The 12100-nt window shown below is 42.0% G+C and carries 11 protein-coding genes; 9 read left to right on the forward strand and 2 right to left on the reverse strand.

The window, feature by feature from the left end:
• Positions 1–34: 34 nt before the first annotated feature.
• On the reverse strand, positions 35–2221 hold the full coding sequence (locus H5183_RS17175; protein ID WP_182732284.1) for a pre-peptidase C-terminal domain-containing protein: 2187 nt from the start codon (positions 2219–2221) through the stop codon (positions 35–37).
• A 585-nt stretch (positions 2222–2806) separates the two neighbouring features.
• Between H5183_RS17175 and H5183_RS17180 the strand changes: the two genes are divergently transcribed.
• Entirely contained in the window at positions 2807–4087 is a 1281-nt protein-coding gene (locus tag H5183_RS17180) for a sodium:proton antiporter (RefSeq protein WP_145235717.1), read from the forward strand.
• Positions 4088–4174: 87 nt separating this feature from the next.
• On the opposite strand, the gene H5183_RS17185 is transcribed toward H5183_RS17180, so the two are convergent.
• Positions 4175–4408, reverse strand: coding sequence for a hypothetical protein (locus H5183_RS17185; protein ID WP_149980207.1), 234 nt, complete (start codon positions 4406–4408; stop codon positions 4175–4177).
• Positions 4409–4769: 361 nt separating this feature from the next.
• Between H5183_RS17185 and hisG the strand changes: the two genes are divergently transcribed.
• The 8 genes from hisG to hisIE are packed head-to-tail and all read left to right on the forward strand — an operon-like array spanning position 4770 to position 11834.
• On the forward strand, positions 4770–5669 hold the full coding sequence (hisG, locus tag H5183_RS17190) for an ATP phosphoribosyltransferase (protein ID WP_145235723.1): 900 nt from the start codon (positions 4770–4772) through the stop codon (positions 5667–5669).
• Between the two features lie 4 nt (positions 5670–5673).
• The gene (hisD, locus tag H5183_RS17195) at positions 5674–6975 is read left to right on the forward strand and encodes a histidinol dehydrogenase (RefSeq protein ID WP_145235726.1); all 1302 of its coding nucleotides are present in this window, start codon (positions 5674–5676) and stop codon (positions 6973–6975) included.
• Positions 6965–8050, forward strand: coding sequence for a histidinol-phosphate transaminase (hisC, locus tag H5183_RS17200; RefSeq protein ID WP_182732285.1), 1086 nt, complete (start codon positions 6965–6967; stop codon positions 8048–8050). The genes hisD and hisC overlap by 11 nt, the downstream gene beginning before the upstream one ends.
• The gene (gene hisB / locus H5183_RS17205) at positions 8047–9108 is read left to right on the forward strand and encodes a bifunctional histidinol-phosphatase/imidazoleglycerol-phosphate dehydratase HisB (RefSeq protein ID WP_145235732.1); all 1062 of its coding nucleotides are present in this window, start codon (positions 8047–8049) and stop codon (positions 9106–9108) included. Before hisC ends, hisB begins: the two co-directional genes overlap by 4 nt.
• On the forward strand, positions 9105–9695 hold the full coding sequence (hisH, locus tag H5183_RS17210) for an imidazole glycerol phosphate synthase subunit HisH (RefSeq protein WP_182732286.1): 591 nt from the start codon (positions 9105–9107) through the stop codon (positions 9693–9695). The genes hisB and hisH overlap by 4 nt, the downstream gene beginning before the upstream one ends.
• A gap of 38 nt (positions 9696–9733) precedes the next feature.
• Positions 9734–10468 carry a 1-(5-phosphoribosyl)-5-[(5-phosphoribosylamino)methylideneamino] imidazole-4-carboxamide isomerase gene (locus H5183_RS17215; protein ID WP_149980202.1) on the forward strand — a complete coding sequence of 245 codons (735 nt, stop codon included), beginning with the start codon at positions 9734–9736 and terminating at the stop codon, positions 10466–10468.
• Positions 10450–11229: an imidazole glycerol phosphate synthase subunit HisF gene (hisF, locus tag H5183_RS17220; protein WP_182732287.1), complete on the forward strand. Its 780-nt coding sequence runs from the start codon at positions 10450–10452 to the stop codon at positions 11227–11229. The genes H5183_RS17215 and hisF overlap by 19 nt, the downstream gene beginning before the upstream one ends.
• Positions 11220–11834 carry a bifunctional phosphoribosyl-AMP cyclohydrolase/phosphoribosyl-ATP diphosphatase HisIE gene (hisIE, locus tag H5183_RS17225; protein ID WP_145235744.1) on the forward strand — a complete coding sequence of 205 codons (615 nt, stop codon included), beginning with the start codon at positions 11220–11222 and terminating at the stop codon, positions 11832–11834. Before hisF ends, hisIE begins: the two co-directional genes overlap by 10 nt.
• The last annotated feature ends 266 nt before the right edge of the window (positions 11835–12100 follow it).

Raw genomic sequence — 12100 nt, forward strand, 5'->3', positions numbered from 1 at the left:
AAAAAAGGGAGAGAATGCTCCCTTAGGTGAGGGATTAGTTAGCCGTTATTGTTAACGTTACGCCACTTGCCGCGCTGTAGCCTTGTAAATCAATATACCAAGTGCCCGCTTGTGGAGCAGTAATTTCGCAACTTTCGTTGTTACCATTTTTATATGGTCGACATTGATAAGACGATGTTGATGATGGCGAGCCAAAATTAACATACAAGTCTGCATCACCAGAACCACCCGCTATAGCAACATTCAATGTTGAATAACCTGCGCTTAGTTCTTGACTAAAACGAGTCCAACCACCTGAGCTAACACTTACATTAGTTTCAGTACGGTTTATTGGTGTAGTACCCGTATCACCGCCATCAAAACTCCCCGTGAGTGAAACGCCCGATATTTGGTTCCAGGCTTCAACCATTACATAGTAAGTACCTGCTTGAACATTGCTGATAGCACAGCTTTCAGTGCTGGTTGAAGTCGTGCTGTTACAGTCAAAACTATTTAGTGTTGGTCTTTGCGCAAATTTTACATACAAGTCCGCATCACCACTGCCACCTACCGTATTAAACTGCAAATTAGTGGCATTAGCTGGTACTTCTAAGGTAAAGAACAGCTGCTGTTTTTCTGTACCACTGATCCCAGTGCGTGGCACGCCATTGCTAAGTGGCTCGTCAATTGGTGGCTCTACTCCTCCACAACTACTGCCAGGGCTTAAATTTGACGTTACACCCACTGCCGCAAGTGCGCTTTGTACATCACCTGGGCTGTAATCTAAATCACATGCCGCATCCATTACGCCATTCCCTGCCAAGTCCCAATTGGTACTAGCGGTCCAATATAATTGGTTTGCACGCGCCATAACCTCAAAAGCTTTTCTAGTATCCCAACTAGCTTTAGTTGCTAAGTTATAGAATGCTTTATTAAATACACCGGAGCTGTAATGTACATCCATCCCAGAATAATAACTCGATTGGTTATCAATTGAACTACCATCTTGGGTCGGGTTATTCATGTAACGCAATGCACCATTGCCTTTGAAAATTTCTTGGCCAACTAACCAATCATTAGTGCCTAGCATATAAAACTCGGCAGCTTCACCAGCCATATCAGAAAACGCTTCATTCAAGCCGCCCGATTTCCCACTGTATACAAGCCCTGAATTTTGCTCAGTAAAACCATGGCTAACTTCATGAGCAGAAACATCTAAACTAACTAATGGATAAAAGGTATTTTGACCATCACCAAAAGTCATTGCTGATCCGTCCCAAAAAGCATTTTCATAATTACTGCCGTAATGAACACGCATTTGCAATTGAAAAGACAGCGGAGGAGAACCAATCCAGTCGTTATACATATTAAAAATGACATTACCAAAGTAGTGCGCGTCATTTAATGGCGAATAAGCGCCATTTATTTCCTTAAAGGTGTTTTCGGGGCAAGTAAAGGAATACGCTGAAGAGCCACTGGTGCCACCATTTAAATTAATGGTTTTAACATTTGCGTTATTCATGGTGCAAGTGTTGCCTGATTGCGACACATCTAAACTACTAAAATCAGTTCCGTAAATGTACTTTCCTGTTTTTAAATTTCCACCAGGGCCTGTAGCATTGGCATGTTGAAGGTTATCAAAGCTATGCAAAACCTCACCAGAATTCGCATCAATGATCTGATAAGGTCGAGAAGGATTAGCACCATAAGTAACATACGATACTTCATACACTAAATGTGCGACATGTTGCGCATCAAGCCAAATCGCTAAACGCGATTGTTCATTGTGTTTTTTAAGGCTTACTGATTTAGCCGCTGCGGGGGAGTTTTTTAACCCCTGTGTAATAGCCATTTTTTTACTGAGTTTTGGCATCACTGAGCTTATATCGCTACTAATATCATATACAGCAGCACCATGAGCGCGTTTTAATTGGCCATTATTATCAAACGTTAAACTCACAGTATCACCAATGACTGGTAATCCTTGATACTGTTGTTGATAACGCCGAGTCGTATCACCATTATTACTTTTTACTTCTTTTAATACGACTAACTCATTACCTGCATCCAAACCAACTAACTGGATTGGGCTTGCCATAAGTACCGATGACGCACTATTTTGCAAAGCTGTAGTTAGGGCTGCTTGCTCATTCAGATATTGTTTATTTGCAGCTACTGCACTTGATACTTGCGTTACCGCAAAAGCAGCAAGAGTTGCTAATGTGATTTTAGATAAATTCACGTTTACGCTCCATTTAAATTGTTATTTATTTAATATTTTTGTATTAAACCGGCACTACCCGTTCCCGATTCAGATTCAGCCTAGACTGTTTTTACTGAAATTGAAAATTAAACAAAAAATTAACAAATGCGAAAGCTAAAACACTCTAAAACAATGACTTAACCTTAAATTGTTAATTAAAAAACAAAAGAAACCCAGCAAATGTAAATATATGGATACATAAAATTAACATTTACTTGCATTTCATTTGTCTTTATTATTGGTAATGTATTAAATGTCATTTCTGCTCAGACCTATAACTGCAGTGATTATGTTGATTGACAACAGAGCTATATATGTAGATAGCAAACTGCAAATATTGACGATTAGCAAAGAAGCTATTGCGGTTTAAAAGCAGTAATGTCGATAAAGTCTCAAACAAAACCATCAATTAATTTCGTTGTTGCTACGTGAGTAGCAAAAACGCCTCTTAAAAGTGTAATTATCAGCATTGTCGCGGTGACATTTCAAAGTCTCAGGAGTAACATACCCGCGCGAAAGTACATTCCCTTTTGCTCATTCCAATATATTATTTAAGGTCAAACAATGAATGCTTGGTACCTCATTTGTTTTTTATCTGCATTAGCGATTTTTATCGCATTTGCTAACCAGTATATCCTCAAAATGCAAACCACTATTGCCATAACAACTGGCTCAGTAGTGATTTCATTGTTATTAATACTCGCGGTAAAATTATTGGGCGATTCAACCGCACTGGAGATTACACAAATAGTCTCAAGTATCGATTTTAATCAATTATTACTCAAAGGCATGCTCGGCTTTTTACTGTTTGCAGGCGCACTAGAAATTAACCTTGCGGCACTCAAAAAACAACGTTTTGAAATTACCGTACTGGTGTTATTTTCGACCTTAGCCTCCACCTTTATCATTGGCTTTTTAAGCTTTTACTTATTTGCCGCGTTAGGCTTTGCGGTGCCTTTTATCTATTGTTTATTGTTTGGTGCATTAATAAGTCCAACCGATCCAATTGCAGTGCTTGCAATTATTAAACAAATGCGTGCCCCTGAAGGCATTTCTGTGCAAGTTGAAGGTGAATCATTATTTAATGACGGTATTGGTTTAGTTATTTTTACCACTATTTTTGCCGTGGCTTTTCTCGACACTGAAGCCAGTGCAGCAGGCATTGCAGAGCTATTCTTTGTCGACGCACTGGGAGGGATTGCATTTGGTTTAGTGATTGCGTTAGTGGGTCATTATCTGATCATCAACAGTCGTGATGTAAATATTCGCTTGTTACTAACCTTAACTATACCGACAGCAGGATTCGCCGCTGCCAATATATGGGAAATATCTGGCGCACTGGCGATGGTAACTAGCGGTATATTGTTAGGTAATATAACCCGTACTAAAGCGACAGAGCGCACCGGGCCTGAAGACACTCGCTACGTAAAAGACTTTTGGCACGCCACCGATAGCTTTTTAAATGCGTTGTTGTTTTTGATTATCGGTATGCTAATTGTCACTATGCCCATCAGCCTAGCTGAAATTGGTTTAGGACTACTAATGGTGCCTGTAGTATTACTTGCTCGCTTTATCAGTGTTGGCGCACCGTTTGTGGTATTTAAGAAATTTAGAAAATACGACAAACACTCAGTTAAAATTTTAACCTGGGGCGGCCTGCGCGGTGGCCTTGCTTTAGCAATGGCTGCGGCAATTCCTCGTGATCAAGTATTTGTGGGCGGCTCTGATTTACATAACCTGCTTGTTATTGTTACCTACGTTGTGGTGATATTTTCGATTATTGTGCAAGGGCTCACTATTTCGCCGTTAATTCACAGTAGCATTAGTGCCAAACAACAAAACTAACATTTAAACTTACTTCTGGCGCCGCGAGCTAATGCTTACGGTGCTAGAATTAGTTATGCATTTCCTATGCATAAGATCCTATAAATATTACGCCCATGTGTCTAAATGGGTTTCGTCTTCCTCGTCTGTTTTGCGCTCTTTCTTAGCTGTTTCAAGCTTTTCTTTAGGCAGTAGTTCTTTGCGCTCCAACTGACGTTTTTGCCGCTTTTCACGTTCAATTCGCTGCGCGTTCGAATCTTTTAGCCCCGCAATATGAAAAGCGCCTTTCGACTCAAGTTGCAAACGAGTGATCTGCCCTAAATAAGGGATCATAATATCCATACGTTCCTCCTTTGGTTACTCTTATCATCGGCCGTTATAGCTTATTCTTTAATTTATGCAAAAAAAACTTGCCAGCTTCCCCACAAATGTGTTTTTCTATATGTGAAATTTACTTAAACAGATTAAACACTTTTGTTTACATGAAGCAATGATAAAACGAAAGTTATTTAGGATATATTATAATGCGCTTAAACCTGACAACAGTACATCATCACCACCATTCACCGGAATAACCTGTCAGGTCTTTCGCTGAGAGGTTATTCCTAAAAGGAACCTCTGGCGAGTCAACATACAATGATTCATTTTTCGCCCTGAGGTTCCCTCGGGGTTTTTAGTTTTTAAATTAAAGGAAAAATGAATAATGAGTAATAGCAACCGTCTACGTATCGCCATCCAAAAAGGTGGCCGCCTTTCTAAAGATTGCCAAGACTTACTAAAACAGCTAGGTGTTAAACTTAACTTGCGTGAGCAACGTTTGATTGCCCACTCAACCAATATGCCGATTGACGTACTACGTGTGCGCGATGACGATATACCCGGTCTGGTAATGGACGGCGTGTGTGATTTAGGCATAGTAGGCGAAAACGTACTCGTTGAAGTACAAGCTGAGCGCCAGCGCCAAGGCGTACCAAGTGAAGTAACTAAATTGTCTAAACTTGATTTTGGCTACTGTCGCCTTGCACTTGCATGGCCGTCAGAACTTGGCAAGCAAGATAAAAGCTGGTTTGAAGGCAAACGCATTGCTACCACCTACCCTGAAATCTTAACTCAATACTTAAAGCGTGAAGGCATAAACGCCAGCACAGTAATGTTGACTGGCTCTGTAGAAGTCGCACCACGTGCAGGACTTGCTGATGCAATTTGTGATTTAGTATCTACCGGTGCCACACTTGAAGCCAACGGCCTTATGCAAGGCGATACTATTTTAGAATCAAACGCCTGCCTTATCCAAAATAAAGACTTACAAGATGCTGACAAACTAGCACTTATCAACAAACTTATGCCACGCTTACGCGGCGTGAGACAAGCCAAAGAAAGCAAATACATCATGCTGCACGCGCCAAAAGATAAACTGGATGAAATTTGCGATATTTTACCAGGCTCTGGCCAACCAACGGTATTAGCTCTTGCTGGCTCTGATGAGTACGTAGCCCTGCACATGGTGAGCAGTGAAACATTATTTTGGGAAACAATGGAGCAATTAAAAGCGCTAGGCGCCAACTCTATCCTCGTTATGCCAATTGAAAAAATGATGGAGTAAGTCAATGTTGCGCTGGAATGAGGTTTCCAAAGATGCACAAGCAGCGGCGCTAATGCGCCCTGCTGTTAGTGCAAGTGTGGAAGTAGAAGCTATTTGCCAAGCTATTATGGCAAGCGTAAAAGAGCAAGGCGACACAGCCTTACTCGACATGGCTAAGCAATATGATAACCGCGAAAATCCGCGCTTATTAGTGCCGCAAAGTGAGATCAATGTCGCTGAGCAGCAGTTAAGCGCTGAGCTTAAATACGCGATAGACACAGCCTACGCTAATGTAAAACGTTTTCACCAAGCACAGCTACCCAAAGATATTAAATTGTCGACTCAGCCCGGTGTGTTATGTGAACTAAAATACCAAGCCATTGAAGCCGTTGGAATATATGTGCCAGGTGGCAGTGCGCCATTGCCTTCATCAGTGATCATGCAAGGTGTACTGGCGCAGCTAAGTGGAGCGACAACCGTAGTGTTAGCAACACCGGTGCAAGGTGATTTACCAATAAACCCAGCAATTTTATATGCGGCTAAACTATGCGGTATCAAAACAATCGTAGAAAGTGGCGGCGCAGGTGCAATCGCCGCAATGGCTTATGGTACAGACTCAGTGCCCAAGGTGAATAAAATTTTTGGCCCTGGTAACAGCTTTGTGACTATGGCTAAACAACTAGTAGCTCAGACCATACCAGGCATGGCGATCGATATGCCTGCGGGCCCGTCTGAGGTGTTAGTGATTGCCGATGAGCGCGCAAACCCTGAATTTATTGCCGCTGATTTATTATCTCAAGCTGAGCACGGCGCTGATTCGCAAGTAATTTTACTGTGTAACAGTGAACGTATGATTGCCCGCACCGAGCAAGCTATTGAACGCCAATTAGCCAAACTATCGCGTCAAGATATTGCCGCAAAAGCATTGGCTAATTCATCGCTTATTTTGGTTGATTCAATCGAGCAAGCATTTGCTGTATCAGCACAATACGGCCCTGAACACTTAATACTGCAACTGGCTGATGCCAACCCATATTTAAACAAAGTTAAAAATGCAGGATCTGTGTTTGTGGGTGACTACACGCCAGAATCTGCTGGTGATTATGCCTCTGGTACTAATCACGTATTACCAACCTATGGCTACAGTGCCACTTATTCAAGCTTAAACTTACTTGATTTTTTTCGCACTTATACCGTACAAACCATTACTCAAAATGGTTTAAAAAACTTATCAAAAGCAATTTTACCATTGGCTGATGCAGAAGGACTTGATGCCCACGCAAATGCCGTTAAGGTGCGTTTAGAGGCGATGAACAATGAGCAATAATCCTTTATTACCGGCCAATATTGATGCATTAGCAGCATATAGCTCGGCAAAAAGTGAGAAACTAACCGGCACAACGTGGCTTAATGCAAATGAAAGCCCGTATGTTAAAAGTATCGATATCAGCATTAATGATTTAAATCGCTACCCTGATCCGCAACCTATGAATGTTATTAACCGCTATGCTGATTACGCCGGACTCACTGTTGAACAAGTACTTATGACCCGTGGTGCGGATGAAGGTATTGAGCTACTGGTACGCACCTATTGCCAACCAGAGCAAGATTCGGTTGCTTTATTTTTACCTACGTACGGCATGTACAAAGTCACCGCCGACACTCACAACGTAGCAATAAATGGCTTAAGCCAAGCATTATTATTCGATGGTACTGTTGATCAAATAATCAACGCTGTTGGTAATAGCAAATTAGTGTTTATTTGTAATCCAAATAACCCAACAGGCAGCTTAACACCGCTTGAAAAAATAAAGGCTATTGCAACAGCACTTGCCGATAAAGCACTGGTCGTTGTGGATGAAGCTTATATTGAATTTTGCCCAGAGCAAAGTGCAAGCAAACTCATCAACGAATTTGCCAACATAGTAGTACTGAGAACGCTCTCTAAAGCATTTGCGTTAGCAGGCCTGCGTACAGGCTTTACTCTTGCCCAATCGTCAGTACTAGCGCCAATCCGTAAAGTGATTGCACCGTATCCGGTATCAACGGTAGTGGCAAGCATTGCTGCAAATGCACTCAGCCCAGATGCCATTACTTCAATGCGTCGCCAAGTAAGTATTTTAAATGCACTAAGGGCAAAGCTAAAGCTGTGGCTCGAAGCCTCCCCTGCCGTATTACAAGTGCTCAGTGGCGAAGGAAACTTTGTCACTCTAAAGCTCGCCGATAAAAACAGCTTTAATATCGCACTTGAGCAAGGCTTAGTTATGCGTGCTTTTACTTTATACGGCGAAAACGATTGGCTACGTATTTCAATCGGCAGTGAGCAAGAACTAGAACAAGTAAAAATATGGTTAGATGGCCTAAGCCAATCAGCCACTTTTAAAGAGCAGGAAGTATCATGAGCAACCCGTATTTATTTATCGACCGTGATGGCACTATTATTGAAGAGCCAATCACCGACAAGCAAGTAGACAGTCTTGAAAAGTTAGCGTTTTTACCAAACGTGATCCCTGCTCTTTTGCAATTACAAGGCGCAGGCTATCGTTTAGTGATGGTGTCAAACCAAGATGGCTTAGGCACTGACAGCTTTCCAACGGCTGATTTTGATATTGCCCAAGATAAGATGATGGCTATTTTATCAAGCCAAGGCATTAAATTTGACGACGTATTAATTTGCCCACACTTTAATGAGCAAAATTGTGATTGTCGTAAGCCAAAAACAGGGTTGCTTACCGAGTTAATGCGCTCAGGTAAAGTCGACTTAGCACGCTCATTTGTGATTGGCGATCGCCAAACAGATATTGGCCTTGCACAAAACTTGTGTTGTGAAGGTATTTTGTATGACGGTGATTGGAATGCAATTGTCACTAAACTTACCACCGCTGATCGACAAGGCCGCGTGACTCGCAACACTAAAGAAACGCAAATTGATGTAAAACTCAATTTAGATCAAAGTAAAAATGGCGAGATCAGCACTGGCCTAGGCTTTTTTGATCACATGCTTGATCAAATTCGCACCCATGCCAATATTGGCCTTGATATTCAAGCCAGCGGCGACTTGCACATTGACGAGCACCACCTTGTTGAAGATATCGGCATTGCCCTTGGTTTAGCGCTTAAACAAGCCCTTGGTACTAAATCACAAATTGCTCGCTATGGTTTTGCCCTACCGATGGATGAATGCAAAGCAGAGGCACAAATTGACTTGTCAGGTCGTGCTTCGTTTGTATTAAACGCTAACTTTAGCCGTGAAAAAGCCGGTGATTTAGACGTACAAATGGTTGAACACTTTTTCAAAAGCTTAAGCGACAATGCAGCGATCAGCTTAATATTGTCGGTTAGCGACGGTAACTGTCATCACCAAGTTGAAGGTTTATTTAAAGCGTTTTCTCGCGCTTTACGTATGGCCATTGCCGCTGACGCCAGCCAACAAACAGCAAGCTCTAAGGGGTGTTTATGATTGCCATAATTAACACCGGTTGTGCCAACATAAACTCTGTACGCTTTGCTTTTGAGCGCTTAGGGCAAACGCCAGAAGTGCTCACCTCGCCAGAGCAACTTAAAAACTTTGAACGCGCCATTTTACCAGGTGTTGGCCATGCATCTGTTGCTATGAAGCGCTTGGTAGAAGGCGGTTGGCAACAGGCAATCAATGAATACCAACGCCCTCTGATGGGAATTTGTTTAGGCATGCAGTTACTGTGCGAAAGCACTGAAGAAGGTAATGTGCAATGCCTTGGCAAAATACCTGGGCACGTTAAAGCACTTGATGTGGGTAGTTTAACGTCTCCGCACATGGGTTGGAATAACCTCACCGTTAATCGTGAACATGCTTTAACCAAAGGCCTTGATGCAAACAAGCAAGTATATTTTGTGCATAGTTTTGCTCATACCGTGAATGATGCAACATTGGTTAGTGGCGAATACGGGCAAACCTTCTCAGCGATTGTTGCCAACGATAACTACGCGGGTATGCAATTTCACCCTGAACGTAGCGCTAAAATCGGCACTCAGTTATTGCAGAACTTTTTAGACTGGCAGCTATAAATAAAGCGTATCAACACAAATTAATAAAGAGAATTCAAGTGATTATTCCAGCATTAGATGTATTACAAAATCAAATTGTGCGCTTATATCAAGGTAAATACGATACCGCACAGTTTTACCCGTTTGAGCTTGGTGCGCGCTTACAAGAGTACGCACAAAGCGGCGCAGGTAAATTACACCTTGTTGATTTAGAAGGCGCACGCGATCCTAATAAAAAACAATGGCAACACATTCAAGCAGCCACCAAAGTACTTAACGTACCGTATCAAGTTGGTGGCGGTATTCGGACAGAACAAGACGTAAGCGACTGGCTTAAAGCCGGTGCTAACCAAGTAGTAATTGGCTCTATGGCGGTTGAAAAACGTGATGAAGTAAAAAGCTGGATTGAAAAATTCGGTGCCAAGCACTTTGTTATCGCCCTCGACGTTAATAAAACCGACAATGGCTGGGCACCTGCCACCCACGGTTGGTTAAGTGAATCAGAATTCGGCTTATTTGAATTAGTCGATTTTTATGTAGCACTGGGTGTAATTGATTTTCTATGCACGGACATCAGTAAAGACGGCACCATGACTGGTCCTTCATTTGCATTATATGAAGACTTAATAAAACACAACAGCAATATTAAAGTACAAGCCTCTGGGGGTGTAAGCTCGCTTGATGACATTAAAAAGCTCAAAGAGCTTGGCGTAGGCGGTGTTATATTAGGTAAGTCACTGCTTGATGGCGCATTTAATGTAGAGGAGGCGTTGGCATGTTATCAAAACGCATAATCCCGTGTTTAGACGTTAAAGACGGCCAAGTAGTCAAAGGCGTTAAATTTAAAGGCCACGAAGTGGTTGGCGACATATTAACAATGGCTAAAGCGTATAGCGAAGCTGGTGCTGACGAACTGGTATTTTATGAAATTAGCGCCAGTGTTGAAAAACGCCTTCTCGATGTAAACTGGGTAGAGAGCATAGCACGTCATATTGATATTCCATTTTGTGTTGCAGGTGGTATTAAATCAGTGGCTGATGCAGCACGCGTATTAGAACGCGGCGCTGATAAAATCAGTATAAACAGCCCTGCTATTGCCCGCCCTGAGCTTATCAAAGAACTACATGATGAGTTTGGTAAACAATGTGTCGTTGTCGGCATTGATAGCTTTTACGATGAAGTAACTGGCGAATATTTAGTGTATCAGCTTACTGGCGATCCTAATGCGTCAAGCCGCACCCGTTATAAAACCGAAGAATGGGTAAAACGCGTGCAAGACTTAGGCGCAGGCGAAATCGTACTCAACTGCATGAACCAAGATGGCGTACGCAATGGCTACGATAACCAGCAGCTGTCTAAAATGCGTGCTTTGTGTGATATTCCACTTATCGCCTCAGGTGGTGCTGGCACCATGCAAGATTTTGTCGATGTATTTAAACAAAGCCACGTTGATGGCGCACTGGCAGCCAGCGTATTTCACAAAAATGTGATCAACATCGGCGAATTAAAACAATATTTAATAGATAACCAAGTGGCGGCGCGACTATGCAACTAACCAAACAAAACCTTACCCAAGTTGATTTTGCTAAAAGCGAATTGATCCCTGCCATCGTGCAAGATGCCCGTACTGGGGTTATTTTAATGCAAGGCTTTATGAATCAAGAATCGCTGGAAGTCACCTTTGAAAAGCAAAAAGTGACGTTTTACTCGCGTTCAAAAAATCGTTTATGGACCAAAGGCGAAACCTCTGAGAATTACTTAGAAGTAGTGTCTGTCCATACTGATTGCGACTATGACTCTATTTTAGTGCTGGCTAACCCGCTTGGGCCAACTTGTCACTTAGGCACACAAAGTTGTTTTGGTGATGCTGCAAAACCAAGCCTAAGCTTCTTAGCGCAGCTTGAGCAAGTAATTGTATCGCGTAAAAACGACGACCCTGAAAAAAGCTACACCGCCTCTTTGTTTGCTAAAGATTTAAGCCGCAGTTGTCAAAAAGTGGGTGAAGAAGGCGTTGAGGTCGCTTTAGCTGCAATGAAACATGATAACGAAGAGCTAACCAACGAATCAGCTGATTTGTTATATCACTTAATCGTATTGCTACAGCGCCAAGGCCTAGAGCTACAAGACGTAGTAGCGTGTTTGCAAGGAAGACATAAGTAACTATTAAAATACTAATTAAGCGCTGAGTTATACTTAGCGCTTTTTAAATATACTTAAGGAATGAATTCAAAAACATTGCTTAGTGCCATGTCCAGTTTTAGTGCAGAGGATCATCCGCCTCACGCCCGTTACTTACATTCAAGTCATAGGTAAGATCTTAAGAAATTGAGTTGAAGCTCAATTCATGATCAAATGGTTGTTACCACACAAACCACAGAATCAAGAAAAGAGCTTCAAATGAATGCTAACATTTTTATTAATAAGTT

It is taken from the genome of Pseudoalteromonas sp. SR44-8 (genome assembly GCF_014163635.1).
GTDB classification, from domain to species: Bacteria; Pseudomonadota; Gammaproteobacteria; order Enterobacterales; family Alteromonadaceae; genus Pseudoalteromonas; species Pseudoalteromonas rhizosphaerae.

Coding starts and splice junctions, on each gene's coding strand:
- H5183_RS17180 (WP_145235717.1), top strand. CDS start 2,807: ATGAATGCTTGGTACCTCATTTGTTTTTTATCTGCATTAGCGATTTTT.
- H5183_RS17185 (WP_149980207.1), bottom strand. CDS start 4,408: ATGGATATTATGATCCCTTATTTAGGGCAGATCACTCGTTTGCAACTT.
- hisG (WP_145235723.1), top strand. CDS start 4,770: ATGAGTAATAGCAACCGTCTACGTATCGCCATCCAAAAAGGTGGCCGC.
- hisD (WP_145235726.1), top strand. CDS start 5,674: ATGTTGCGCTGGAATGAGGTTTCCAAAGATGCACAAGCAGCGGCGCTA.
- hisC (WP_182732285.1), top strand. CDS start 6,965: ATGAGCAATAATCCTTTATTACCGGCCAATATTGATGCATTAGCAGCA.
- hisB (WP_145235732.1), top strand. CDS start 8,047: ATGAGCAACCCGTATTTATTTATCGACCGTGATGGCACTATTATTGAA.
- hisH (WP_182732286.1), top strand. CDS start 9,105: ATGATTGCCATAATTAACACCGGTTGTGCCAACATAAACTCTGTACGC.
- hisF (WP_182732287.1), top strand. CDS start 10,450: ATGTTATCAAAACGCATAATCCCGTGTTTAGACGTTAAAGACGGCCAA.
- hisIE (WP_145235744.1), top strand. CDS start 11,220: ATGCAACTAACCAAACAAAACCTTACCCAAGTTGATTTTGCTAAAAGC.